At 66.5% G+C, this 24,311-nt stretch carries 20 protein-coding genes and 1 tRNA gene; 16 read left to right on the forward strand and 5 right to left on the reverse strand.

What is annotated here, in order from left to right:
• Positions 1-34: 34 nt before the first annotated feature.
• The 3 genes from AUL38_RS05980 (at position 35) to AUL38_RS05990 (ending at position 4,395) form a co-directional block, all read left to right on the forward strand.
• Positions 35-1,360, forward strand: a complete 1,326-nt coding sequence (locus AUL38_RS05980; protein WP_059060072.1) for a hypothetical protein — start codon at positions 35-37, stop codon at positions 1,358-1,360.
• A 122-nt stretch (positions 1,361-1,482) separates the two neighbouring features.
• Positions 1,483-2,649, forward strand: a complete 1,167-nt coding sequence (locus AUL38_RS05985) for an acyl-CoA dehydrogenase family protein (protein ID WP_059060073.1) — start codon at positions 1,483-1,485, stop codon at positions 2,647-2,649.
• Positions 2,650-2,718: 69 nt separating this feature from the next.
• Positions 2,719-4,395, forward strand: coding sequence for an amidase (locus tag AUL38_RS05990; protein WP_059060076.1), 1,677 nt, complete (start codon positions 2,719-2,721; stop codon positions 4,393-4,395).
• On the opposite strand, the gene AUL38_RS05995 is transcribed toward AUL38_RS05990, so the two are convergent.
• On the reverse strand, positions 4,392-4,937 hold the full coding sequence (locus AUL38_RS05995) for a MarR family winged helix-turn-helix transcriptional regulator (protein WP_059060155.1): 546 nt from the start codon (positions 4,935-4,937) through the stop codon (positions 4,392-4,394). The genes AUL38_RS05990 and AUL38_RS05995 overlap by 4 nt on opposite strands.
• 140 nt (positions 4,938-5,077) lie before the next feature.
• Between AUL38_RS05995 and AUL38_RS06000 the strand changes: the two genes are divergently transcribed.
• The 3 genes from AUL38_RS06000 (at position 5,078) to AUL38_RS06010 (ending at position 7,717) form a co-directional block, all read left to right on the forward strand.
• Positions 5,078-5,149 (forward strand) — tRNA-Gln (locus AUL38_RS06000).
• Positions 5,150-5,247: 98 nt separating this feature from the next.
• A complete protein-coding gene (gene glmU / locus AUL38_RS06005; protein WP_059060078.1) occupies positions 5,248-6,711 on the forward strand; it encodes a bifunctional UDP-N-acetylglucosamine diphosphorylase/glucosamine-1-phosphate N-acetyltransferase GlmU in 1,464 nt (487 codons plus the stop codon).
• Positions 6,712-6,739: 28 nt separating this feature from the next.
• Positions 6,740-7,717, forward strand: coding sequence for a ribose-phosphate diphosphokinase (locus AUL38_RS06010; protein WP_059060080.1), 978 nt, complete (start codon positions 6,740-6,742; stop codon positions 7,715-7,717).
• 173 nt (positions 7,718-7,890) lie between these two features.
• On the opposite strand, the gene AUL38_RS06015 is transcribed toward AUL38_RS06010, so the two are convergent.
• Positions 7,891-9,027: a serine hydrolase gene (locus tag AUL38_RS06015; protein WP_059060082.1), complete on the reverse strand. Its 1,137-nt coding sequence runs from the start codon at positions 9,025-9,027 to the stop codon at positions 7,891-7,893.
• Positions 9,028-9,251: 224 nt separating this feature from the next.
• On the reverse strand, positions 9,252-11,141 hold the full coding sequence (locus tag AUL38_RS06020) for a sensor histidine kinase (RefSeq protein ID WP_059060084.1): 1,890 nt from the start codon (positions 11,139-11,141) through the stop codon (positions 9,252-9,254).
• Between the two features lie 175 nt (positions 11,142-11,316).
• Between AUL38_RS06020 and AUL38_RS06025 the strand changes: the two genes are divergently transcribed.
• From AUL38_RS06025 to mfd, 8 genes are all read left to right on the forward strand, one after another.
• The gene (locus AUL38_RS06025) at positions 11,317-12,000 is read left to right on the forward strand and encodes a response regulator transcription factor (protein ID WP_059060086.1); all 684 of its coding nucleotides are present in this window, start codon (positions 11,317-11,319) and stop codon (positions 11,998-12,000) included.
• A gap of 154 nt (positions 12,001-12,154) precedes the next feature.
• The gene (locus AUL38_RS06030) at positions 12,155-12,610 is read left to right on the forward strand and encodes a MarR family winged helix-turn-helix transcriptional regulator (protein ID WP_059060087.1); all 456 of its coding nucleotides are present in this window, start codon (positions 12,155-12,157) and stop codon (positions 12,608-12,610) included.
• A 92-nt stretch (positions 12,611-12,702) separates the two neighbouring features.
• Positions 12,703-13,497, forward strand: coding sequence for an SDR family NAD(P)-dependent oxidoreductase (locus AUL38_RS06035; protein WP_059060089.1), 795 nt, complete (start codon positions 12,703-12,705; stop codon positions 13,495-13,497).
• Positions 13,498-13,594: 97 nt separating this feature from the next.
• Positions 13,595-14,065 (forward strand): aminoacyl-tRNA deacylase, encoded by a 471-nt coding sequence (locus tag AUL38_RS06040; RefSeq protein ID WP_059060091.1) that lies wholly within the window; start codon positions 13,595-13,597, stop codon positions 14,063-14,065.
• Positions 14,066-14,094: 29 nt separating this feature from the next.
• Complete coding sequence (locus AUL38_RS06045; protein WP_201023695.1) at positions 14,095-14,766, forward strand: SDR family oxidoreductase; 672 nt, start codon at positions 14,095-14,097, stop codon at positions 14,764-14,766.
• A gap of 183 nt (positions 14,767-14,949) precedes the next feature.
• Positions 14,950-15,540 (forward strand): 50S ribosomal protein L25/general stress protein Ctc, encoded by a 591-nt coding sequence (locus AUL38_RS06050; RefSeq protein WP_059060092.1) that lies wholly within the window; start codon positions 14,950-14,952, stop codon positions 15,538-15,540.
• Between the two features lie 165 nt (positions 15,541-15,705).
• A complete protein-coding gene (gene pth / locus AUL38_RS06055; RefSeq protein WP_059060093.1) occupies positions 15,706-16,293 on the forward strand; it encodes an aminoacyl-tRNA hydrolase in 588 nt (195 codons plus the stop codon).
• Complete coding sequence (gene mfd / locus AUL38_RS06060) at positions 16,290-19,985, forward strand: transcription-repair coupling factor (RefSeq protein WP_059060094.1); 3,696 nt, start codon at positions 16,290-16,292, stop codon at positions 19,983-19,985. The genes pth and mfd overlap by 4 nt, the downstream gene beginning before the upstream one ends.
• Positions 19,986-20,009: 24 nt before the next feature.
• Here mfd and AUL38_RS06065 read toward each other — a convergent pair whose 3' ends face one another.
• Positions 20,010-20,495, reverse strand: a complete 486-nt coding sequence (locus tag AUL38_RS06065; protein ID WP_153006489.1) for a hypothetical protein — start codon at positions 20,493-20,495, stop codon at positions 20,010-20,012.
• 190 nt (positions 20,496-20,685) lie between these two features.
• On the opposite strand from AUL38_RS06065, the gene AUL38_RS06070 reads away from it, so the two are divergent.
• Positions 20,686-21,324, forward strand: coding sequence for a MazG nucleotide pyrophosphohydrolase domain-containing protein (locus tag AUL38_RS06070; RefSeq protein WP_235590625.1), 639 nt, complete (start codon positions 20,686-20,688; stop codon positions 21,322-21,324).
• Between the two features lie 18 nt (positions 21,325-21,342).
• Here the strand turns inward: AUL38_RS06070 and AUL38_RS06075 are convergent, their stop codons facing one another.
• Positions 21,343-22,215, reverse strand: a complete 873-nt coding sequence (locus AUL38_RS06075) for a LuxR C-terminal-related transcriptional regulator (protein WP_059060097.1) — start codon at positions 22,213-22,215, stop codon at positions 21,343-21,345.
• A 121-nt stretch (positions 22,216-22,336) separates the two neighbouring features.
• Here AUL38_RS06075 and AUL38_RS06080 point away from each other — a divergent pair, with 121 nt between their 5' ends.
• A complete protein-coding gene (locus AUL38_RS06080) occupies positions 22,337-24,304 on the forward strand; it encodes an AMP-binding protein (RefSeq protein ID WP_059060159.1) in 1,968 nt (655 codons plus the stop codon).
• The last annotated feature ends 7 nt before the right edge of the window (positions 24,305-24,311 follow it).

Below are 24,311 nucleotides of genomic sequence, written 5' to 3' on the forward strand. Positions count from 1 at the left end.
ACGGGGCCGCGGCTCGGACAGAGGAGCCTCACCCATGGGCGAGCACACTGAGGTAACGCAACTGCGGGCACGGCTCGGCGCGCTCGAGCGTGAGAACAGCACGTTGCGACAGCGGCGGTCTGGGGGTGCGCGGGCTCGGTCGCTCCTCGCAGTGGTCTTGCTCGTGCTGTGTGCGCTGCTGGCACCTGTCGCGGTCGTCGGCACGTGGGTGCGTGCCGAACTCGTCGATACCGACCGCTTCGTATCTGGCCTTGCTCCTCTCGCGGAGAAGCCGGAGATTCAGGCCTTCATCGCGGGCGAGGTCGTGAGCGCGGTCGAGGACAGCCTCGATATCGAAGCGGTGGTTCACGACGCTGTCACCGGGTTGAGCGCGCTCGACCTGCCGCCTCAGGCCGCGCTCGCCTTCGGCATGCTCGAGGGGCCGGCTGTCCACGGAATTCACTCGATCCTCAGCAGTACCGTTGAGCGCATGGTGGAGTCTCCGCAGTTCGCCCGCATCTGGGAGACAGCGCTCCGGGAGACGCACGCCCGCGCGATCGCGGTGATCCAGGGCGACCCGAATGCCGCACTGCAGCTCGCGGCCGATGGCACCCTCTCGATCGAAATCGGCAGTGTCATCGCCGAGGCCAAGGACCTGTTGGTGGCGCAGGGCGTTGGGCTCGCCGCGCACATCCCTGAGGTCGATCGGTCCATCCCACTCGTGTCTTCGGAGTCCCTGACCGCAGTTCGAACGGGCTATGGCTTTGCAACGGCCGTCGGCTACTGGCTGCCCTGGGTCGTCCTCGGGCTGCTCGTCGCCGGGGTCGGGCTCGCGCGAAACCGAACCCGTGCAGCGCTCGGTGCCGGGCTCGGGCTTGCGGCATCGTTTGTGCTGCTGCTCGCCGGTATCGGTACGGGAAAGCTCTTTTTCCTCGCCGCCATGAGCCCGGCGTTCATGCCAACATCCACAGCCGAAACGCTGTTCGTGCAGGTGACTCTGAATATGCACGCGATCCTCGTGGCCCTTATCGTGCTGTGCGTGCTGATCGCGGTCGCAGCGTGGCTGTTCGGTGGAACTCGACAGGCTCGCGCCATCCGGGGCGCCGCGAACCGCGGATTCGACCGGATGCGTAACGGACTTGATCGACTACACCTCAGCACGGGAGCCTTTGGCACGTGGGTGGACAGGCTACGCCCGGCGATCTGGGCGATCGCCGTCGCAGGCACGGTGCTCACGATCTTTCTCAACCGGCCGGTCTCGCTCGGGATGGTATTCGGTGCCCTCGCCGGCTTGCTTGCCCTCGTGCTCGCGGTGGAGCTATTGCGCAGGCCAACGGCGCTTGCAGCGCAGAATCCTGGAGCTGCGCAACAAATCTCTTGACGTTGCATGAGCGCGTCCCCCATGCTGGGAGTACCCAAAGCCCGTCTTGTGCTCGCCCCTAGCGAGGAGCGAGTCGGAAGGGTCACAACCGCTCACCGCGACGATGCGAAGGGAATACGCACATGGAACGCGATATTTACGAAGAGATCCACGACGATTTTCGCGAGCTGGTGAAGGAATTCATCAAGCGCTACGTCACCCAGGAAAAGATGGAGCAGTGGGAAGCAGACGGCGAGGTTGATCGCGCCACGATGCTTGCCGCAGCTGAACAGGGCCTCGTCGGTCTCTCCGTTCCCGAGGAGTTCGGCGGCGCCGGCATGCTCGAGGACTACCGCTTCCGCTCCATCGTCAACGAGGAGCTCATCAAGTCGGGCACCGGCGCATCGCTCGCGGGCGCTGCTGGCATCCAGGACGACCTTGCCGTCCCGTACCTCGCACGCTTCGGCACCGACGAGCAGAAGAAGAAGTGGTTGCCGAAGATGGCTACCTGCGAGGTGCTCGGCGCGCTCGCAATGACCGAGCCAGGCACCGGCAGTGACCTGCGCGGCGTCACCACGACGGCGAAGAAGACCGAGGGCGGCTACATCGTCAACGGCGCAAAGACCTTCATCTCGAGCGGCAAGACGGCCGACATGGTCGTCACGTTCGTGAAGACCGGCGAGGGCAACCGCCCCGACGCCTTCAGCCTGATCATCATCGAGTCGGGCATGGAAGGCTTCGACCACGGACGCAAGCTCAACAAGATGGGCGCGCACGGCCACGACACCGCCGAGCTCAGCTTCGTCGACGTGTTCGTTCCCGATGAGAACCTCATCGGTGGGGTCGAGGGGCACGGCTTCGTGCAGCTCATGGAGAACCTGCCGCTCGAGCGCCTCTCGATCGGCGTCGTCGCGGCCGCGATCTCGGAGGCAGCACTCGGGTGGACGCTCGAGTACACGAAGAGCCGCGAGGCATTCGGGCAGCCGGTCGCTGACTTCCAAAACACTCGCTTCAGGCTCGCGGAGATGGCGACCACCGTCGACGTCATGTGGGCGTTCGTCGATCGCGCGATGCGGCTCTTCCAGAAGGGCGAGCTGAGCGCAGACGAGGCAGCCAAGGTGAAGTTCTGGTGCACCGAGCGCGAGTGGGAGATCCTCGATCAGGGTGTCCAGCTTCACGGTGGCTACGGCTACATCACCGAGTACCCGATTACGCGCGCCTTCCTTGACGCACGCGTACACCGCATTTACGGCGGCACCAACGAGGTCATGCGCGAGATCGTCGCCCGCGCGGTCATCGGCCGTAAGTGACACGAGGTGGGTCCGCTGAGCGGACCCACCTCGCCCAGGGCTCACGCCTGCTCCCACTAACATGGGGGCATGCGTGAGCCTTTTACTCTTTGGGAAGCGAGCATCGATGACGTGCTCGCAGCGTTCCACTCGGGGGAGACCTCCCCGACCCAGCTCGCCGAGGAATACCTCGCGAGAATCGAAGCGCTCGATACGGGTGAATCGGGGCTGAACGCGATCGTGGTGCGCAACCCCGACGCGCTCGCCGAGGCGGCAGAATCGGACGCGCGCTGGGCCGCTGGCACGCCGCGCGCGCTTGAGGGGATCCCCTTCACCGTGAAGGACTCGTACATGGTGCGTGGACTCACCGTAGCCTCAGGATCGCCGGCGTTCAGCACGCTCATCGCGCAGTGGGACGCGTTCTCCGTCGCGAGGCTGCGCGAGGCCGGCGCAGTGCTGCTCGGCAAGACCAACATGCCGCCCATGGCCGACGGCGGCATGCAGCGCGGCGTCTACGGGCGCGCCGAATCGCCGTACAACCGCGACTATCTCGCGGCCGCATACGCGTCCGGATCCTCGAACGGCTCCGCCGTTGCGACCGCGGCAAATCTTGCCGCGTTCGGCATGGGGGAGGAAACCGTGTCGAGCGGCAGAAGCCCGGCCTCGAACAACGGCCTCTGCGCGTACACGCCGTCGTGGGGGATCCTATCGATTCGTGGGAACTGGCCGCTGTTCCCGGCGCGTGACGTCGTCGTGCCGCACACTCGCTCGATGCCAGACATGTTGCGGCTGCTCGACGTGCTCGTCGCCGATGATGCGATCACTCGCGGTGACTTCTGGCGTGCCCAGCAGGTGGTTACCCTGCCCCGGCCGAGCGAGCACCGCCCCGACTCGTATCTTGAGCACGCCGAGTCGGTCAGCCTCGTCGGAAAACGGTTCGCCGTGCCGAAAATGTACCTTGGACTCGACCCGAACTTCCCGATCGCGGTGCGGCCGTCAGTGCTCGCGCTGTGGGAGACATCCCGCGCCAGGCTCGAAGCTCTCGGAGCTGAGGTCGTGCCCACTGACTTCCCGCTCATTGAACGCTACGAGGGTGACCGGCCAGGCCAGGAAAACGTGGGGGCGCTCGGCGTGCTCCCCGAGGGATGGATGGACACCGAGTTCAATCATTTCCTGGCCTTCGGCTGGGATGACTTTCTCCGCGCGAATGGTGACCCCGCGATTCCTGACCTCGCTTCAGTCGACCCTGACACCATCTTTCCGCAACCGCCGGGTACCCTCCCCGACCGCTACGAGGAGGTCGAGGACTACGAGAACCGGTACCGGTCAGTGGTCGCGTTTGCGCGTGCCGGCATTCCTGATCCGCGGGAGCGGGAGGACTTTGCGGCAGGTCTGCGCGCGCTCGTGCGGCTCCGCGAAGAACTGTTCGAATCGTGGCTTGCCGCCGAGGGGTTCGACGGTGTCGTCTTCCCCGCGAACGCGGATGTCGGCGCCGAGAACGCGGAACGCAACGAGGCCGCAGCCGACCACGCCTGGTCAAACGGCGTGTTCTTTTCGAACGGCAACTACGCGCTCAGGCACCTCGGCATCCCATCGGTCACGGTTGCCATGGGAGTCATGGACGATATTGGCATGCCAGTCGGACTGACCTTCGCTGGCGCTGGCTACAGCGACCCCGACCTGCTCGGGTATGCGGCGGCCTTCGAAGCAGGGGCAGGGGCAGGAACGCTGCGCGTCCCGCCAGGCGTTGCCCCAGGAGCGGCCTAGGGCTCTTGGCTGTCGATCCCGTCGATCACTTCGGAGACCGGCTCGAAACGATCCACACTCCGGGCAAGCTTGCGGAGCAGCACGGCGAGCCGCTCACGCTCCGGCCGGCTCATCGCGCCGAGCAGGCGCTCCTCGGCGTCGGTGAGCCGGGTCATCGCTGCATCGACGAGGGTCTGCCCGAGCGGGGTCATCTCGACGAGCACCCCGCGGCCGTCGTTGGGGTCTGTCAGCCGCCTGACGAGCTCACGCTCGACGAGCCTGTCGATGCGATTGGTCATTGTGCCGCTGGACACCATGGTCTGCTGGACGAGTACTTTCGGGCTCTGCCGGTACGGCGAACCGCTGCGGCGCAGCACCGCAAGTACGTCGAATTCCCACGAGGCCAGCCCCGAGCGTTCGAACGCGTGCGACCTGGCGCGGTCGAGGTGTTTCGCGATCCGTGAGAGGCGTGAGAACACGGTGGGGGGCGCGAAATCAAGGTCAGGGCGGGCTGCGCTCCACGACGCGATGATCCCGTCGACCTCATCGGTCGTGTCTTGCATGCGGTCGTCCATTCACTCATTATTGCGGGTGACACAGGCTTTTTTGCCGTGAACCCGCCGGAGTTGGCCCCGTTCGGGCGAAGAAGTACGAAAGAGGCGCTGACGTCTGGCAGACTATATCCGTGCCGGTTTCGGTGCGGTCCGCCTTGGTGTAATGGCAGCACGACAGCCTTTGGAGCTGTTAAGTCTAGGTTCGAATCCTAGGGGCGGAGCGACTGGGGGAGCGTTAACGCCCTCTTCACGTCGCGCCAACCACGGCGCAGCTCCGCGAAGCGCTCACCCGCTCGCGAATAGGAAAGGGACTCCCGACATGGCAGAACGCTCACTCGCTGTTGTCATCCTGGCCGCTGGCCAGGGCACCAGAATGAAGTCGACGCTTCCGAAGGTGCTGCACCGCATCGGTGGCCGTTCTCTCATCGAGCACGTGCTCGACACCGCAGCCGCGCTCACCCCAGAGCGGATCGTGGCGGTCGTGCGACACGACCGTGATCGCGTCTCGGCTGCGATCCTCAATCATGCGCCCGACACGGTGATCGTTGATCAGGACGAGGTACCCGGCACCGGCCGTGCGGTGGAGCTTGCGCTCGCCGCCCTGCCGACGGACTTTGACGGCTCGGTCGTGGTGCTCTCTGGCGACGCACCGCTCGTTGACGGCCCCTCGATCGATGGGCTGCTCGACAGTCACTTCGCAGAACAGCGCGACATGACGCTGCTCTCGGCGCTGCTCGATAACCCCACGGGGCTCGGCCGGATCCTCCGCGATGCCTCCGGCGGCATGACAGGAATCGTCGAGGAAAAGGACGCAAGCGACGAGCAGCGTCTCATCACCGAGATCAACGGTGGCATCTACGTGTTCGCGTTCCGTGCACTGGCGCGCGCGCTCGCTGACATCGACACCAACAACGCGCAGGGCGAGAAGTACCTCACCGACGCGGCTTCGCGAATCCTTGCGAGCGGCGGCGGAGTGGAAGCGGTCGCAACGACTGACCCGTGGGTCGTCGCCGGCGTGAACGATCGCGCCCAGCTTGCAGATGCGGGCCGCGAACTCAATGCGCGAATCATTCGCGGGCACCAGCGCAACGGCGTCACGATCGTAGATCCCGCGACGACGTGGATCGACGCGGACGTATCTCTTGCGTCCGACGTCGAGATCCTGCCAGGCACCTTCCTGCACGGAGCGACCTCGGTCAGCACCGGGTCCGTGATCGGCCCGGATACGACGCTCACCGACTGCGAGGTGGGTGAGGGCGTCCGAGTACGACGGTCTGAGGCGACGCTTGCCGTGTTCCAGGCGGGCGCAGAGATTGGCCCATTTGCCTACATCCGTCCGGGCACCGAGCTCGGCGAGGGCGGCAAGATCGGTGCCTTTGTGGAGGCGAAGAACGCGCGCATTGGCGACGGCTCAAAGGTGCCGCACCTCAGCTACGTCGGCGATGTCACCGTCGGCGAAGGGTCGAACATCGGGGCCGGGACGATCGTCGCGAATTACGACGGCGTAAACAAACACCAAACGGTGGTGGGAGACGCTGTACGTATCGGCTCTAAGAATGTCCTCATCGCTCCGGTTACCATTGAAGATGGAACGTACACCGCGGCGGGGACGATCGTACGTAAGAACGTGCCCGCTGGCGCGCTCGCGATGACCGTGGCTCCCCAGCGCAACCTGGAGGGCTGGGTCACCGAGAACCGCCAGGGTACGACCTCCGCAGCAGCCGCGGAGCGGGCTGCACAGCCCGCAACAGACTCACTCAACGACACACCTCACACAACGTAATTACCGAAGGGCAAGTGGGAAAGCACTGATGAGCAAAATCGAGATGACCGGGCAGAAAAAGCTCGTTCTCATTACCGGACGGGCCTACCCAGAGCTCGCCGAACAGGTCGCCGCTGAGCTTGGCGCCGAACTCGTTCCCACCGATGCCCGCACCTTCGCGAACGGTGAGCTCTACGCCCGGTTCGACGAAAGCGTGCGCGGATCCGATGCGTTCGTGATCCAGTCACACACGAACCCGATCAACGAGTGGCTCATGGAGCAGCTCATTATGGTCGATGCGCTCAAGCGCGCCTCGGCGAAGCGGATCACGGTTGTCGCGCCGTTCTACCCGTACTCGCGTCAGGACAAGAAGGGTCGCGGTCGCGAGCCCATCTCGGCACGCCTCGTCGCCGACCTGTTCAAGACCGCCGGCGCGGATCGCATCATGTCGGTCGACCTCCACGCGTCGCAGATCCAGGGCTTCTTCGACGGCCCCGTCGACCACCTGTTCGCGATGCCGGTGCTGCTCGAGCACTTCCAGAAGACCATCAACCGTGACGACCTCGTTGTCGTGTCGCCCGACATGGGCCGCGTGCGCGTTGCCGACGTCTGGAGCGACAAGCTCGGCGCGCCGCTCGCGATCATTCACAAGCGCCGCGATCCGCTCGTGCCGAACCAGGTGAGTGTGCACGAGATCGTCGGTGACGTGAAGGACCGCTGGTGCGTCGTCGTTGACGACATGATTGACACCGGTGGCACCATCGCAAAGGCAGCTGCGGCGCTGAAGGCAAATGGCGCTCGTGGCGTCACCATCGCGTGCACGCACGCGATCTTCTCCGGCGACGCGATCAAGCACCTGTCGCAGGACTTCATCGATCAGGTTGTCGTCACCGACACGCTCCCGGTGCCCGAGGAGAAACGGTTCGAGAAGCTCACCGTGCTGCCGATCGCACCGCTGCTGGCGAAGGCGATCCACGAGGTCTTCGAAGACGGCTCCGTGACGTCACTGTTCGAGGGTGCCGCCTAAGCACGCCTCCCTGCTGCGTCTGCAGTTCGATCTGGGATCCACCAAAGATATGCCCGCAATCGCGGTGTACGACATATCTTCGGTGGATCCCAGATCTATGTGTGCTGCAGGTGGAGGTGCAGGTGCTGGTGCAGGGTGCAGGGTGCAGGGGCTGGTGCAGGGCGCAGGTGCCCCTACTTGACGGCTGCGAGGATCTCGGTGAGGTAGGCGGCTGACCGCTCCGACCCGATGATTCCCGGCGACATCTTGTTCATCACGTACGAGACTGTCACGCGGCGTTCGGGGAACATGAGCGCGAGGGAGCCTCCCCAGCCTCCCCAGAAACAGACGCGTTCGTCTGGAATGTACGGCAGCGTTGTTGGCTCGGGGAGCCCGAACCCGATGCCGAACCGCAGCGGCACACCAAGGACGAGGTCTACGTTGTGGGACTGCTCCTCGAAGATCAGGTCGATCGTTGGTGGCGAGAGTAGCCGGACTCCGTCGATCTCCCCGCCGCGTGAGATCACCGAGAACGTCCGGGCGAGTGCGCGGGCGTTTGTGTGGCCGTTCATTGCGCCCATGTCAGCACGTCGCCAAGCGATGGTGTTCGCGGCTGCAGCTTCGATGACGGGCCCCGTAAACGTTTTCACCCGCGGTGAATCTGGCATCGTCTGTGCCGCACTCATGTCGATCGGTGGGGGCGGGACGATCTCCGCGACACGGTGGTCGTCTGCCGTTCCTGCGCCAATCTGCAGGTCCGTGCCGAGCGGAAGAGCGATCTCCTCGGCGACGAACTGCTTGAGTGTCTTCCCTGTGACGCGCCGCAGCACTTCTCCGAGCAGATGCCCCTGGTTCTGGGCGTGATAGCCCGACGCGGTTCCGGGCTCCCACCAGGGCGCCTGCTGAGCGAGCTTCGCGGTCGACGCCTCCCAGTCGTACATCTCAGCGATGGTCATCGGCTGCTCCCATCCCGAGACCCCGGAGGTGTGAGACATGAGGTGCCGTACCAGCACGGCTTCCTTCCCGTGCTGTGCGAACTCGGGCCAGTATGTCGCGACGGGTTCGTCGACGTCGATGAGGCCGCGGTCGACGAGCATGAGTATCGCGAGTGCCGTGATCTCCTTCGTGATTGACCAGACGTTGACGATGGTGCCGGCCTGCCACGGCCGCGTCCGGGCGGCGTCTGCGTAGCCACCCCACAGGTCAACGACGCTGTCGCCGTCGATGTCGACCGCAATGGCGGCTCCGAGTTCGTCACCCGACGCGATGTTTGCTGTGAGTAGCTCGGTGAGTCGTGTGAAGCGTGGGTCGGTGTGTCCGTTCACTGTCATTCCATGTCCTCCCTCGGAAGTCGCCTTACTCGGCGACGCTGGCTCGAGCCGGGGAACACGCTGGGCGCTCAGCGGTGAAGGATAGCTGGTCCGAATCATCGTGGCCGCGGAGATATATTCCCGTTGCTCGTTGAGTAAATACTAATCTGCTGTTGCGCTGTTCGGGGGTGGGGGCCTGGGTGATCTTGAAATCAGGGCACGCGCCGAGCGCGGATTCAGTCCAGTTACAGTGGCAGCGTTGCGCGAACTGAGAACCCGCCGTCTGCGGTGGGGCCGGCGGCAATGGTGCCGCCCAGCACCGCAACGCGTTCGCTGAGCCCAGAGAGCCCGCTCCCCGAACCAGCTGCCCCACCCATGGGGAGGCTCGGCGGCCCGTTCGTGACGGCGACCGTGATCTCGGCGTCGGTCACCGCAATGGTGACGTCGATATCAGCGCCGGGGGAATGCCGCATCGCGTTGCTGAGCGCTTCCTGCGCGATGCGGTAGGTGGTGAGCGCGGTGGCGGCGGGAACCCGCGCGGTTGCGTCCCCGTCAGCGCAGCCGTCTGCCCGATACGCGATGGTTGCTCCGGACTGCCGGCTTGTCTCAATGAGTGCGGGCAGGTCGGCAAGTGTTGGCTGCGGTACGAGCGGCGCGGTTCCCTCGGGCGCACGCAGCGTGGCGAGCAGGCTTCGCATCTCGGTGAGTGCCTGACGTGAGGATTGCGCAATGGCCGCGAATTCGGCCTCCGCGGCCTCGTCGAGTCCGGGGATACGGTATTTCGCGGTGTTGGCCTGAATGCTGACGACGGACATGCTGTGGGCGACGACGTCGTGCAGTTCGCGTGCAACGAGGTTTCGCGCGGCGAGCTCGCGCTGCTTGGCGTCAAGCTCGGCGTTCGCGCGACGTTCCTCGACGAGCGCCCCGCGGTCGGCAGCGAACGCCCGGATGACAATCCCGAGAAGTACAATGCCGAGCGAGATTGAGGCGCTGACGACAATGTTGGTGACGGCGCCAGATGTGAACCCGGATCCGGCTGGCACCGTTGCAATCACGGCGAGCTGGGGGAGCAGCCATGCGGTGATCGCCCACGGCCAACGGTGGCGAAGCGCGACGATGAGCGCGATCCCGGACTGCACAATGAGCATGCTGACCGGCCACGGCCACGGAACCGCGGGATGGATTGCGGCGACGAGCGCGGTGACTGCCGGAATGACCGCGGCCACAGCAATTGCAATCGCTGGGAGTCGAATCGCGAGGAGGAGCGCCGCTGCCTGCCCGATGACGAGCACCATCGCGATAGCGACGTGCACCGAGTAGATACTCGAGAGCACCGGCCAGCCGACGGCGACCAGGATCGCGGCTGAGTAGCCCGCGGTAATCCACGCCCATCCCTCTGCCGAGCTGATTCGGCGAGCCAATGGGCGCTGCCACTCTCGCTCCGTCGGAGAAGCAGACGCCGAGCAGAGCGCGGCGCGGGTGACGGTTGCGTCGAGCAGTGCGAGGCCGCGCACGATCGGTGGCGTCAGCGCGCAGGCGGCGATGCCGAAGACCGTGTACACGGTCGCCTCAGCTGCGAAGGAATTCGCGACCTCGGGGGAGATGGCGCCCTCCGAGATGGCGATGAGAAAGTTTGCCGGGAACGTGTTGCCCTCGCGAGGGAGGAAGAATCCCCAAAAGGCCCAGGTGATGCCGCCGAGTGCCGCTGACACCCACGTGATGGTGACCACGAACGTGAAGAGACGCAGCGGGAAGCTGACGAAGGTCTCGAAGACGAGGTCGAGCCAGCGGCGGGGGTCACGCAAGAGCCGAAGGAGTCCGGCCATTCCCGCGCCACGTTCGAGATACTGCGGGGCGGTCACTCCGCCGCCCCACCAGTGGAGTCGGTTCCGGGAGAGTTCGGCGAAGAACGACGCGCAGAGCAGTGTCACCGGAAGCAGGAGTACGCCCACCCAAATGATCGCGGTGGTGACAGACGTCACGAAGAGGGTGAGGAGGAGTGAGAACGACAGCACCGAGATGGGAAAGCCCGGGAGGATGTAGCCGAGGTCTCGCCCGATCATCGTGAGCGAGTAGAGCCCGCGCCTGGGCGGGGCCGCGGAGGCCCGCTGATCCGCCTGGAGGTGGTTGTCCATGGTGAAAGTGTTCCCTATCTGTCGGCCTTCGCCTCACTGTAGAGATTGGGTGGCGGGCAGAGCATCCCCCAGCGGAGTGATCCCCAGGGTACTCCTGGTCCCTCGCTGGAGTGAAGCTGAGGTGCATCGGCTGTTCCCGCGAGCCACTTCGAGCCCTGGCGCCTATGATCGACGGATGAGCACCTCCACGCCCGAACCCCAGCCCATCCGCGTCGCCATCGTCGACGATCAGGAGATGGTGCGCCAGGGTTTCGGCGCACTGCTGGGCGCCCAGCCCGACATTACCGTCGTGGGTGACGCGGCCGACGGTGACGCCGCGGTGGAGCTGGTGCGCCGCACGCGCCCGCACGTGCTCCTCATGGACATTCGCATGCCCCGCATGAACGGCCTCGACGCGACGCGTGCCGTGCTCGCGCGCCCCGGCGACGACAACCCGCGGGTGATCATGCTCACGACATTCGACGCCGACGAGTACGTGTTCGCCGCCCTCCGGGCCGGCGCGAGCGGGTTTCTGCTCAAGGACGCAAGCGCGGAGGATCTTGTGCAGGCGGTGCGGATCGTTGCTGGCGGCGAGGCCCTGCTCGCGCCGTCGGTGACGCGGCGGCTCATCGCCGACTACGCCGCCCGGCCTGAGCCGAAGCAGCGGGCGACGCTGTCGCAGCTCACCGAACGTGAACTCGAGGTGATGCGGCTCGTGGCGTCCGGGCAGACGAACGCGGAGCTCGCGGCCGCGCTGTTTCTCTCGGAGCAGACGGTGAAGACGCACGTGTCGCGGATCCTCTCGAAGCTCGGGCTGCGCGACCGGACGCAGATCGTCGTCGCTGCCTACGAGTCGGGCCTCGTGAGTGTCGCCGACTAGCGGCGCTGACTAACGACGCAGACGTGGGGCGCTCGGGCGTTCAGCTGCCCAGACGCTCGTGCACCGCGGCACGAGCCAGCCTCGCCTGCGTGTACCACGTTCGCCGGCAGCCAAAACAGTAGTTGCCTGAGGCAACTACTGGTAGCCTTGAAGCATGAACGAACGCCCACGCGAAGAAGCGGTGCACGAGCTGCTTGCCGCGGTGATCGGCCTGGTCCGAGACTGGAACGCGGTCTCCACGCAGGGCAGCGTCGCGCGCGCAGTCGGCGTCGAGATCCCCGCTGGTGACGTGCGTGCGCTCTACACGATGGGGCTGCTCGGCGGATCCATCCGCCCCGCCGCTCTCGCTGACGAGCTCGCGCAGAGCCGGCCGACCACGAGCAAGCTCATCGCGCGGCTCGAAGCCGCAGGCCTCGTCGAACGAGCGCGCGGCGAAGGGGATCAGCGCGCCATCGAGATCGCCTTCACCGAGCAGGGACGCGACGCCTACGAGCGCCTCGCCGCTGCGGGGACGCAGCTGGTCGAACGGGCGATGGCACATCAAACGACCGCGGAGATCGACGTGATCACTGCGGCATCCAGGAGGCTCACGGGGGAGTTTCGCGACTAAACGCGGGTGGATCGTTACCACCTGGGGACGCCCCACACGGGGAAGTACCACTGCGCGCTCAGCGCGCGCAGTACAGCAGAAGGAGAAACACTATGACTCGCACATACGTTGTCACCGGCTCGGCCTCGGGCATCGGAGCCGCCACCGCGCAGACGCTTCGCGACCGCGGCGACCGCGTCATCGGCATTGACCTGGCAGGCGCCGAGGTTGAGGCAGACCTGTCCACCAATGCGGGCCGCCTCGACGCAGCGAAGCGCGCCACAGACCTCGCCGGCGGCGTGATCGACGGCGTCATCGCCTGCGCCGGCATCTCGGCACCGATCGCCAAGACCATCTCGATCAACTACTTCGGTGTCACGGAACTGCTCGAGGCGCTGCAGCCCGCGCTCGCCGCATCAGACGCCCCGCGCGCGGCGGTGGTCTCTTCGATGGCCTCGCTGCAGCCGAACTCGAAGGAGATGGTGGAAGCGGCGCTCTCAGGTGACGAGGCGAAGACGCTCGCAATCGCCGAGTCGATTGTTGCGCAGGGGCCCGAGGCCGGCTATGCCGTGTATCCCTCGTCGAAGCGTGCGATTGCGCGCTGGGTACGCCGCGAATCGATCACCCCGGCCTGGGCCGGTGCAGGCATCGCCCTGAATGCGGTGGCGCCCGGAACCGTCGTCACCCCGATGACGGCCGAGCTCCTCGCAACTGAAGAGGGTCGCGCGATGGTCGACTCGGCAGTGCCGATGCCATTGAACTCGCACCAGCCCGCGCAGTCGATCGCCGATGTGCTCATCTGGCTCACCGACGCGCAGAACACGCACATGGCGGGCCAGGTCATCTACTGTGACGGCGGCGCGGACGCGACGCTGCGCGGCGACGACATCTGGTCGTGGAACGACTAAACGTCGCTGTGGCACCCGAAGCGGAAATAGTTTCGGGGCCCGGGGCGTTTCATCGAAGCGGAATGGAACGCCCCCGAAGAAGTGATGAGGTCAGGCGATGACACCAGCAGACGTGAACGAACAAGTGCCGCGGGCGGCGTCCGACGCCGCCTCTCGCGGTTTGGCGGTCGAGTTCGTGCAGCGCGATGGCTCCGGCCGCCCGACGTCCGGCGAGTTCGGCGGGGCGACGGTCGCGAAGACCGTCGTGGTGCAGCGCGGCGACTCGTTCGTGTTCGTGCTCACCCCGCTCGACGCCCAGTTCAGCTGGGCGAAGCTCCGCTCGCACCTCGGCGTCAACCGTCTCTCGCTGCCCGACGCCGACGCGGCGTTTGCGGCCACGGGCTACGAGCGCGGCACGATCACCCCTCTCGGTGCTTCGACAGCCTGGCCTGTCATCCTCGACAGGAGCCTTGCCGGCGAGGAGATCCTCGTCGGCGCGGGTCAGCACGGGATCGGGGCACGCGTGCGTGCCGATGACCTCGCGCGGGCCTACGGGGCAGAGGTCGCCCAGTTGACTGACGTGGTCTGATCCAGCCCACCCACCGCACGGAGGACACAGTGACGAATCCCCAAGATCCCCGCACCATCGCGATCATCGGCGGCCACGGGCAGATCGCGCTGCGCACGACGGCGCTACTCACGCGGGCGGGCCACCGTGTGCTCGGTGTGATCCGCAATCCTGACCACGCGAGCGCCGTCGAGCGGGCTGGCGGCGAAGCGGTACTCGTCGACATTGAACATGCGAAAGCTGAGGAGCTGGCCGCAGCAATTGGCGGGGCTGACACCCTGCTCTTCGCGGCGGGCGCTGGCCCCGGCTCCGGCCCCGCACGCAAGGAGAGCGTCGACCACCAGGGCGCGCTCACCACGATGGCCGCCGCGGCCCAGCTCGGGGCGCGGCTCGTGCAGATCTCGTACATCGGTGTGGCGAACACGCCACCGGAAAGCGTCGGCCCCGACTTTCTCGCGTACCAGCGCGCGAAGTACGCTGCTGATCTTGCACTCGAAGCGAGCGGCCTCGACTGGACGATCGTGCGCCCGGGCACGCTCACGAATGAGCAGGGCACGGCGCGCGTCGCTGTCGGGGTGCTCGAACGCGGCCCGGTGAGCCGTGACAACGTCGCGCAGGTGCTTGCCGAGGTGGTGGCACGGGCCGACCTCGCGGGTGTCGCGTTCGATCTGCTTGACGGCGATACGCCGGTGCGCGACGCCGTCGCAATGCTCGCGGTGTAGCCGGGGCTGCGGATCGTGTAATATTAGAGGCTGTACTTCGGCGAGGGGTGCGCAAGCACCCGTTATCGACGCGGAACGACCTGCCTTTTGGGGCATCGCTGCGTCGCACGTTTTGAGTGCGAGACACCACGCCGGTGGAGAAATCCACCCGACACGGGGCGAGAGCCCGCAAGGAGAATCATTATGAGCGTTGAGAACAAGCTTGATGCAACCGTCCGCGAGAACTTCGGTAAGGGCGCTGCGCGCAAGCTCCGTGCTGTCGGCCAGACCCCTGCAGTGGTCTACGGTCACGGCACCGACCCGAAGCACGTCACCGTCGAGACTCACCCGCTGAGCCTGATTGTGCGCTACGCGAACCCGCTCGTCGAGATCACGCTCGATGGCAAGCAGGAGCTCGTGCTCGTCAAGGACGTGCAGAAGGATCCGGTACGCCAGATCATCGAGCACGTCGACATGCTCATCGTGAAGAAGGGCGAAAAGGTCGAGGTCGAGGTCCCGATCCACGTGACCGGCGAGTCGTTCTCGGGCACCACCGCGATCCAGGAGCTCAACACGCTCCGCCTGCTCGTTCCCGCGACCGCGATTCCCGAGTCGGTTGAGGTCAGCGTTGAGGGCGCCGTTGAGGGCACCCAGTTCGTCGCTGGCGATCTCGTGCTCCCCAAGGGTGCAGAACTCATCGATGAGGACACCCACATGGTCGTTCAGGTCGTCGTGCCGCGCGGCAGCGCAGCTGACGAAGAGGCCGCAGAGGGCGAAACTCCTGCTGCTGAGTAACCAGTAACGGTTGAAGAAACCCGCCGGGCGGCCACCGCCCGGCGGGTTTCTTTGCGTGTAACGAGAGGGCGAGTTCCGCCGAGAGCTATTTCGGTGCGTGAACTCGACAATCACCCCTAGGCTTAAGGGGTGTTTTGGCGGCGAACGAAGAAGGACGAAGAGACCGTGGCGAGTGATAACTGGCTGGTCGTGGGACTCGGCAACCCAGGCCCGAAGTATGAGGCAACCAGGCACAACGTCGGGCAGATGGCGCTTGACGTGCTGGCGACCCGAATGAGTGCGAAGTTTTCGCCCCACAAAACGAACTCCCGTGTCGCCGAGGGGCGGCCTGTTCCGGGCGGCCCGAAACTGATTCTCGCGAAGTCAAACGGCTTCATGAACACCTCGGGCGGGCCAGTGTCGGCGCTCGCGAAGTACTTCGGGGTCGACCCTGAGCGGGTCATCGTGCTGCACGACGAGCTTGACCTGCCCTTTGACTCGCTCAAGCTCAAGCAGGGCGGCGGCCACGGCGGCCACAACGGCCTGCGCGACATCGCGAAGGCGCTCGGCACCCCCGAGTTTCTGCGCGTGCGGATCGGGATCGGGCGGCCGCCGGGCCAGCAAGACCCCGCAGATTTCGTGCTGAAGCCGTTCGCCTCGGGTGAGCGTGAGACGCTCGCGGTGCTCCTCGAGGACGCGGCCGATGCGAGCGAGATGCTCGTGACCGACGGTCTCACAGCAACCCAGCAGCGCTTCCACGGGGGAGCCCGGTGAGTCTGAAAGGGCTCGACAGCCTCCTCGAAACTGCGCCCTCGTTCGCGCGTGCGCTCGATGCCGCCCCCGTTGACTCCGAGTTTTCGGTCGCAGACGGGCTGCGCGCCCCCCTCATTGCCGGCCTCATTCGCCGGCGGCGCGAGGGCGGCGACCGCGGTGCCTACCTGCTGATCGCGGCGACGAGCCGTGAGGCTGACGCGATCCGCCAGGCCGTCGCATCGCTCATTCCCGAGGCTCGCACCACGGAGTTCCCCGCGTGGGAGACGCTGCCGCACGAGCGGCTGAGCCCGAGCGCTGAGACCGTTGGCCGCCGGGCGGAAGCGCTGCGGATGCTGCGCGACTACAGCGAGAACCCTGCACAGTCGGAGGCGGGCCCGCTCGTAATCGTCGCGTCGGTGCGTGCGGCGCTGCAGCCGGTGTCGCCGCATGCCGCGCACGCTGAACCCGTCGTGCTGCGCGCGGGGGCCGAGCCGCAGATCGGTGACGGCAGCCACGGCCTCGAAGCGCTCTCACGCAGGCTCGTGGAACTCGCGTACACCCGCGTGGATATGGTCACGCGGCGCGGTGAGTTCGCCGTGCGCGGCGGGATCCTCGACGTGTTCCCGCCCGCTGCCGAGCAGGCCATGCGCGTCGATTTCTTCGGTGACGAGGTTGACCAGATTCGCCGCTTCTCGGTGTCCGACCAGCGCAGCGCCGGCGACCCCGTCGAGACGCTTGAGCTGTGGCCGGCACGCGAGCTCCTGCTCACCGACGACGTGCGACTGCGCGCGGCCGAGCTGCTGCCGCAGTTCCCGGCGCTGTCGACGATGCTCGAGAAGATGAGCGAGGGGATCGCGGTCGAGGGCATGGAGAGCCTGCTGCCGCAGCTCGTCGACGGGCTCGCGCCGCTCACCAGCCTGCTGCCCGAGGGCGGCGCGGTGCTCGTGGTCTCGCCCGAGCGCATAGCGGGCCGCGCGGTGAGCCTCGCCGAGACCAACCGCGAGTTCCTCGAGGCTGCCTGGCACGCCGCGACCGCCGGCGCAGATGCGCCGGTGCCCACCGGCAACAGCGGGATGCTCACCGTCGCAGAACTTCGTCGCGCCTCGCAGCATCGCCCGTGGTGGAGCATGACCGGGTTCGTGCGCGACGCCGGCGACGAGCCCGCCGCCCCTGAGGGGGAGGAGCCTCGCGGCCTCACCGTGATCGACGGCGTCGATGACGCAATTGTCACGGTCCAGGGCGGCGCGGTGCGGCGAGGCGTGGGAGATGGCGACGCGACCGCGCAGGCGCCCGTGCACCTGAGCCAGCGCGTGAGCGACGGCTGGCGCGCGGTCGTGACTGCACAGGGCGCGGGGCTCGTGGAGCGCGCACGCGACCTGCTCGCCGAAGCCGGAGCGGCCGCACGCATCGTCGACGAACTGCCCGAGACCCGCGAGGCGGGCGTCATCTATGTCGTGACGGGAATCGCCTGGCAGGGCTTCGAAAGCGAAGAAGCGAAGCTGCTGCTCGAAACCGAGGCCGAGTTCTTCGGGCGCACGGTCACCTCGCAGGGCCAGACCGGGCAGAAGCTGGCCCGTCGTCGCGGCAAGAACGTCGTCGATCCGCTCAAGCTCGTCGCGGGCGACCACGTCGTGCACGAGACGCACGGTATCGGCCAGTTCGTCGAGCTCACACAGCGCATGGTGCCGACGGGGGTCGGCCGCGACGCGACGAAGGCGCTACGCGAGTACCTCGTCATCGAATACGCGTCGACGAAGCGCGGCATGCCGCGCGACAAGCTGTACGTGCCCACCGACCAGCTCGACCAGCTCTCGCGCTACGTTGGCGGCGAGGCACCGCCACTGTCGAAGATGGGCGGCAGCGACTGGTCGACCGCGAAGAAGAAGGCCCGCAAGGCCGTCCGCGATATTGCGGTTGAGCTCGTGAAGCTTTACTCGGCGCGCATGGCGTCTCCCGGTCACGCGTTCTCCGACGATACCCCGTGGCAGCGCGAGCTCGAGGAAGCGTTTCCGTACGCGGAGACCCTCGATCAGCTCACGACCATCGACGAGGTGAAGCGCGATATGGAGCGCCCCGTGCCGATGGATCGGCTGCTGGCCGGCGACGTCGGCTTCGGCAAGACCGAGGTGGCGATTCGCGCCGCGTTCAAGGCCGTGCAAGACGGCAAGCAGGTTGCGATGCTTGTGCCGACGACGCTGCTCGCCAACCAGCACTTCGAGACCTTCCAAAACCGCTTCGCGGGCTTCCCCGTGCAGCTGCGCGCGCTCAGCCGCTTCCAGACCGACAAAGAAGCGAAGGAGACGATCGAGGGCCTCGCCGCCGGCACCGTCGACGTCGTCATCGGCACGCACCGCCTGCTCGCCGACGGCGTGATCTACAAAGACCTGGGCCTCCTCATCATCGACGAGGAGCAGCGCTTCGGCGTCGAGCACAAGGACAAGCTCAAGGCGCTCAAAACTGGCGTCGACATCCTCGCGATGAGCGCGACGCCGATCCCGCGCACGCTCGAGATGGCGGTGACCGGCATCCGCGAGATGTCGACGCTCGCGACGCCGCCGGAGGATCGCCACCCGATCCTCACCTTCGTTGGCCCCCGGAGCGACCGGCAGATCTCGGCCGCGATCCGCCGCGAGCTGCTGCGCGAGGGGCAGGTCTTCTTCGTGCACAACCGGGTGAGCTCGATCGGCCGCACCGCGGCGAAGATCGCCGAGCTCGTGCCCGAGGCGCGCGTCGCCGTCGCGCACGGCAAGCTCTCCGAGCACCAGCTCGAGCAGGTCGTGCAGGACTTCTGGGAGCGCAAGTTCGACGTGCTCGTCTCGACGACCATCATCGAGACCGGCCTCGACATCGCGAACGCGAACACCATCATCATCGACCAGGCCGACAAGTACGGCCTGAGCCAGCTGCACCAGCTCCGCGGCCGCGTGGGGCGCAGTCGCGAGCGTGCGTACGCGTATTTCCTCTACGACCCTGACAAGCCGCTCACCGAGCTCGCGAACGAGCGGCTCGAGACCCTCGCCGCGAACAACGAGCTCGGCTCGGGCATGCAGGTCGCGTTGAAGGATCTCGAACTGCGAGGGGCGGGCAACCTGCTCGGCGGCGAGCAGTCCGGGCACATCGCGGGCGTGGGGTTCGACCTGTACCTGCGCATGATCGGCGAGGCCGTGAGCACGTTCAAGGGTGAGGACGTGCAGACGAACACAGAGCTCATCCTTGAGCTGCCGGTCGACGCGCACATCCCCGAAGACTATGTCGAGAGCGAGCGGCTGCGTCTTGAGGCCTACCAGAAGTTCTCGGCCGCCTCGCACCCGCAGGCCCCTGCGGAGAACGTCTCGCTCGTGCTTGAGGAACTCACCGACCGCTACGGTGAGCCGCCCGCGGAGGTGCTGCGCCTGGCCGGTGTTTCCTCGCTGCGCCGCCGCGCCTCGCTGCTCGGCCTGTCGAAGGTTGTCGCGCTTGGGCCGACGCTGCGCATGGAGCCGGTCACTCTGCTCGACTCGCGCCGTATGCGCATGAATCGCATGTACCCGGGCGGCAAGTACACAGAGTCCACGAAGACGCTGCAGATCCCGTTGCCGGGGGGTACCGCGTCGTCCCGTAGCCCGCTCGCGGGTGTCGGACAGCGGTCGTCCCCCGAGGATGGCGACATCGTCGCGTGGACGTCGAACGTGATCGCGGCGCTGCTTGAACCCGACGCGGAAGCGAAGGCGTAAGCGACAACGGGGAAGCGTGACCAGCTAGGAGCCGGTGCAGAGCTGTTGCAGCGCTGTGCCGGCATCCTGCAGCTCCTTGAGCTGCGCCGTGATGTCTCCGACATAGCCGGGAGCCTCGAGCACGTTGGCAGGGGCAGTGATGCCCTCGAAGCCCGTCATGGCTGCCTGGACGCGCTCCAACGCGGTGAGCAGCGTGGGGTCGGTGATGCCCTCGGTGAGCGAAGCAAGGTCCGTTTCGAACGGCGCGACGAGCGCGGTGAGATCAGGTACTTCGCCGGCGAGCACCGAATCTTGAACCGGCCCAAGCTCAGCGAGTGCGTCATCGACGAGGGCGGACACCCGCTCAGCACTCACGCCGCACCCTTCCGGGCCCACGCGGCCGGGGGCCTCGGCGCCGGCTTCGGGCGTCGACGCGGCGCTGAACGGGAGCGATGCGCAACCGGAGAGCGCAAGCAGCAGCACGGAAGCAGTGATCGCGGTGTGGGTTCGACGAAAGCTGCGGGGTTTCATGCACACGAGCCTAACGACATCGGTCCGTGTGGGGCTGTGATTCTCCCTACGCGGAAGTCGCAACACCGGTGCCACCCGGGCACCTTTTCACCGCACCCGTTAGGCTCTCGGTATGGATGCTGGCTCTGACAGACCCAAACCGACACCCGCAAGCGAAGCCGTGCAGGGGGTGTTGGACACAGTACGCCGCATGGTCGCGGACGGAGGATGTGCCTGGCACGCCGAGCAAACGCACGAATCTTTGGCCCCGTTCCTCATCGAAGAGACGGCCGAGTTCATTGATGCGATCGAGCGCGACCTGCCCCCGGAGGAGGTGCGCGGTGAGCTTGGGGACGTGCTGTACCAGGTGCTGTTCCACGCGGTCATCGCCGAGCGAGATGGCGAGGGCTACGACCTCGCATCGGTCGCGCAGTCGCTCAATGAGAAGCTCGTGGCGCGCCATCCGCATGTGTTCGGCGACCGGGGGCACATGACGGTCGCCGAGCTCAACGCAGAGTGGGAACGGCTGAAGGAAGACGCGGCGGGGGAGGATCGCGGCTCGCGCGCGCCACTCGAAGGGATACCGGCCGGGATGCCGACGCTGGCCCGCGCGGCGAAGGTCGTTGAACGGCTCAAGCGCGCCAGGCTGGTGGATCCGTCCGCGGCTGAGCGCTCAGCCGAGGATCCACTGTCGGCCGCGATTGGACCGGCGGAAACCGCAATGGCCGAGGTGGGTATCGGCGACGCGATGCTCGCGCTCGTCATTCGTGCGAACGCGGCCGGTGTGGATCCGGACCGGTCACTGCGCCTCGCGGTGAATCGGCTCGCTGAGCGCGTCAGCTGCGACTAGCCCACGGAGAGCTCCCAGCTAGGGAATCACGCCGAGTCTGCGCGCCGTGGCGACGGCGGCATGCCGGGTCGACGCTTCAAGCTTCGCCATGCTCGTCTTGAGATAGCTCTTCACGGTGCTCTCCGCCAGCTGGAGGGTCTGCCCGATCTCGACATTGGTGCTGCCTCGAGCAACGAGGACGAGCACGTCGATCTCGCGCTTGGACAGGTGTACGGAGCTTTCGATGCTCGCGGCGGGGCTCCCGATACGCGCGAATCGATTGCCGAGTTCGGTGAGTCGCTGTCGAATTTCTGGATCGTTCACGGCTGCGGTGAGCGCGCGCAGCTCAGCGTGCCCGCTGCGGAGCTCCTCGAGTATCGCGCTTGGAATCGCTCCCAATTGGCTTCGGTCTGCTGCACCTGGGCCGTCCTCTGTTTCGCGCGCAGCTAGCCGCCGCTCCACTTCGTCTTGCACTCTGAGCTCGTTGGCCAGCTCCTGCGCGATGGCAATTCCGGCCGGGACGGAGGCCTGCCTGGAACGGGAATCGCTCCGGTTGCCGCCGTAGAGCACGGCGCGCACGCGGCCGTCGAGGATCACGGGTATCGCGAGCAGTGTCACGATGTCCTCGGCGCCGATCTCGGTGTCGTAGTCGTGAGTGATCAGGCGCGAACGCGCGTAGTCGGGGGTGAGACGTGGCCTCGCCTCGCTCATCGCGCGGCCACCGAGCCCCCTCGCTCGCTGCACTCTGAGGCCGAAGAGGCTGCGGGTGCGGTTGCCTGCGACCGAAGTGACGGTCGTCGTGCCGTTCGACTCGAAACCGCCGAAGGCGAGCGGAAATGACGTGACGCGAGAAAACTCGGCTACTGCCTCGTCAATGACGCGGTTGAGACTGGACTGCAGGAGTTTCACCATTGAAGCTACCAACTTTCGGGGGTATATCCATCGTACGCGCTCTCCATACCATCAGGGTACGCATTGCAACGACGCAGTGTGTCTTGAACAAATGCTCAGGAGACTCATCGTGACAGAGATCATGTCAGCTGTTCCCCGAAATGGCTACCAGGAAGTGTGGGATCGCAGTCAGTCCCACCGAGACGACTTCTGGCTCGAAGCTGCTGAACGCCTCGACTGGGACACTGCGCCACAGACCGCGCTTGAGCAGCGCAGCGAGACGGAGTGGCGCTGGTTCCCAGATGGCACGCTCAACGTCTGCGCAAACGCGCTCGACCGCCACATCGATGCCGGCCGCGGTGACACCATCGCGCTCATCGCCGACTCAGCGATGACCGGCACGCAGCAGCGCATCAGCTACCTCGAGCTGCGCGATCGCGTCGCAACATTCGCCGGTGCGCTCCGCAGCCTCGGCGTCGAGAAGGGCAACCGGGTGTTGATTTACTGCCCGATGACTCCGGAGGCCGTCGTCGCGATGCTCGCGTGTGCGCGACTCGGGGCGATCTATTCGGTCGTGTTCGGTGGGTTCGCAGCGAATGAGCTCGCGACCCGCATCGAGGACGCGAAGCCGAGCGTGATCGTGACCTCCTCCGGCGGCCTCGAGCCTGGGCGCCAGGTCCGCTACCTTCCGCTCGTACACCGCGCGCTCGAGATCTGCGGGGAGGAAGCATCGGGGGTACACGCCGTCATCGTCGCGAACCGTGACGAGGTGCCAGGCTCAGCTGCCGACTACGCCGACGACGGCGCTGGCGCGGCCTGGCACGATTGGGACACGCTCGTCGCCGGAGCTGAGCCAGCCGATCCCGTACCCGTCAACGCGAACGACCCGCTGTACATCCTCTACACCTCGGGCACGACCGGAAGCCCGAAGGGCATCGTGCGCGACAGCGGCGGATACGCGGTCGCGCTCAGCTGGGTGATGCGCGGCATCTACGACTTCGGGCCGGGTGACACGATCTTCACTGCGTCAGACGTCGGCTGGGTCGTCGGTCACTCGTTCATCGTCTACGGGCCGCTCATCGCGGGCGGTACGACGGTGCTGTATGAGGGCAAGCCGGTGGGCACGCCGGATGCCGGCGCATTCTGGCGAGTGCTCGCTGAGACGGGCGCGAAGATCCTCTCGACCGCCCCGACAGCGCTCCGGGCGATCCGGCGCGAAGACCCAGACCTCGCCGAGCTCGCGAAGTACGACCTCTCGAACCTCCGCGCGATCTACCTCGCCGGCGAACGCATGGACCCCGAAACGTGGCACTGGCTGCGCGACGGCCTTGGTGTGCCAGTGGTGGACCACTGGTGGCAGACGGAAACCGGCTGGCCGATCTGCGCGAACCCGCTCGGCATCGAGGAGCTGCAGGTGAAGGCCGGCTCCACCACTGTCCCGATGCCCGGCTACAACGTGCGCATCGTCGACGCGGCGGGAGCCGACATTACCGCGCCAGGGGTTGAAGGCAACATCGCGATCAAGCTCCCGCTGCCCCCGGGCGGCATGCTTGAGATCTGGGGGAGCAAGCAGCGCTTCATCGACTCCTACCTCGCCGCGTTCCCCGGCTACTACGCGAGCGGCGACGCCGGGCACTTTGACGACGACGGACACCTCTTTGTGATGGGCCGGACCGACGACGTGATCAACGTCGCCGGGCACCGGCTGTCCACAGGCTCACTCGAGGAGGTGCTCACGCAGCACCCGGCCGTCGCAGAGTGCGCGGTCATCGGAATCGCCGACGAACTCAAGGGCCAGCGCGCTGCCGGCTTCGTCACGATCTCGCGCGGATCGGACATCGCCAGCGCGACGCTCGCGAGCGAGCTCATCGCCCTCATCAGGGAACAGGTCGGCCCCGTCGCATCCTTCCGCGACGTCACCGTGCTGAACCGACTTCCCAAGACCCGCTCAGGAAAGATCCTGCGCAAAACCATGCGACAGATCGTCGACGGCGAGGAGTACACCGTTCCGGCAACGATCGAGGACGCGGGTGTCGTTGACGAGTTCATCGAGGCCCTCTCGACGACCGTCTCCGCGCCGCCGACCAACGTCGTCACGCTGCCGCGGTAGCGCACGA

Source organism: Leucobacter sp. G161 (genome assembly GCF_001482305.1).
In the GTDB taxonomy this organism is placed as follows: domain Bacteria; phylum Actinomycetota; class Actinomycetes; order Actinomycetales; family Microbacteriaceae; genus Leucobacter.

What these genes read in the sequence shown, in the direction of transcription:
- AUL38_RS06040 (WP_059060091.1), top strand. Translation starts at nt 13,595, where the DNA reads ATGACACCAGCAGACGTGAACGAACAAGTGCCGCGGGCGGCGTCCGAC.
- AUL38_RS05985 (WP_059060073.1), top strand. Translation starts at nt 1,483, where the DNA reads ATGGAACGCGATATTTACGAAGAGATCCACGACGATTTTCGCGAGCTG.
- AUL38_RS05995 (WP_059060155.1), bottom strand. Translation starts at nt 4,937, where the DNA reads ATGCAAGACACGACCGATGAGGTCGACGGGATCATCGCGTCGTGGAGC.
- AUL38_RS05990 (WP_059060076.1), top strand. Translation starts at nt 2,719, where the DNA reads ATGCGTGAGCCTTTTACTCTTTGGGAAGCGAGCATCGATGACGTGCTC.
- AUL38_RS06015 (WP_059060082.1), bottom strand. Translation starts at nt 9,027, where the DNA reads ATGACAGTGAACGGACACACCGACCCACGCTTCACACGACTCACCGAG.
- AUL38_RS06070 (WP_235590625.1), top strand. Translation starts at nt 20,686, where the DNA reads ATGGTCGCGGACGGAGGATGTGCCTGGCACGCCGAGCAAACGCACGAA.
- AUL38_RS06020 (WP_059060084.1), bottom strand. Translation starts at nt 11,141, where the DNA reads ATGGACAACCACCTCCAGGCGGATCAGCGGGCCTCCGCGGCCCCGCCC.
- AUL38_RS06025 (WP_059060086.1), top strand. Translation starts at nt 11,317, where the DNA reads ATGAGCACCTCCACGCCCGAACCCCAGCCCATCCGCGTCGCCATCGTC.
- AUL38_RS06065 (WP_153006489.1), bottom strand. Translation starts at nt 20,495, where the DNA reads ATGAAACCCCGCAGCTTTCGTCGAACCCACACCGCGATCACTGCTTCC.
- AUL38_RS05980 (WP_059060072.1), top strand. Translation starts at nt 35, where the DNA reads ATGGGCGAGCACACTGAGGTAACGCAACTGCGGGCACGGCTCGGCGCG.
- AUL38_RS06010 (WP_059060080.1), top strand. Translation starts at nt 6,740, where the DNA reads ATGAGCAAAATCGAGATGACCGGGCAGAAAAAGCTCGTTCTCATTACC.
- AUL38_RS06030 (WP_059060087.1), top strand. Translation starts at nt 12,155, where the DNA reads ATGAACGAACGCCCACGCGAAGAAGCGGTGCACGAGCTGCTTGCCGCG.
- AUL38_RS06075 (WP_059060097.1), bottom strand. Translation starts at nt 22,215, where the DNA reads ATGGTGAAACTCCTGCAGTCCAGTCTCAACCGCGTCATTGACGAGGCA.
- glmU (WP_059060078.1), top strand. Translation starts at nt 5,248, where the DNA reads ATGGCAGAACGCTCACTCGCTGTTGTCATCCTGGCCGCTGGCCAGGGC.
- AUL38_RS06035 (WP_059060089.1), top strand. Translation starts at nt 12,703, where the DNA reads ATGACTCGCACATACGTTGTCACCGGCTCGGCCTCGGGCATCGGAGCC.
- AUL38_RS06050 (WP_059060092.1), top strand. Translation starts at nt 14,950, where the DNA reads ATGAGCGTTGAGAACAAGCTTGATGCAACCGTCCGCGAGAACTTCGGT.
- AUL38_RS06080 (WP_059060159.1), top strand. Translation starts at nt 22,337, where the DNA reads ATGTCAGCTGTTCCCCGAAATGGCTACCAGGAAGTGTGGGATCGCAGT.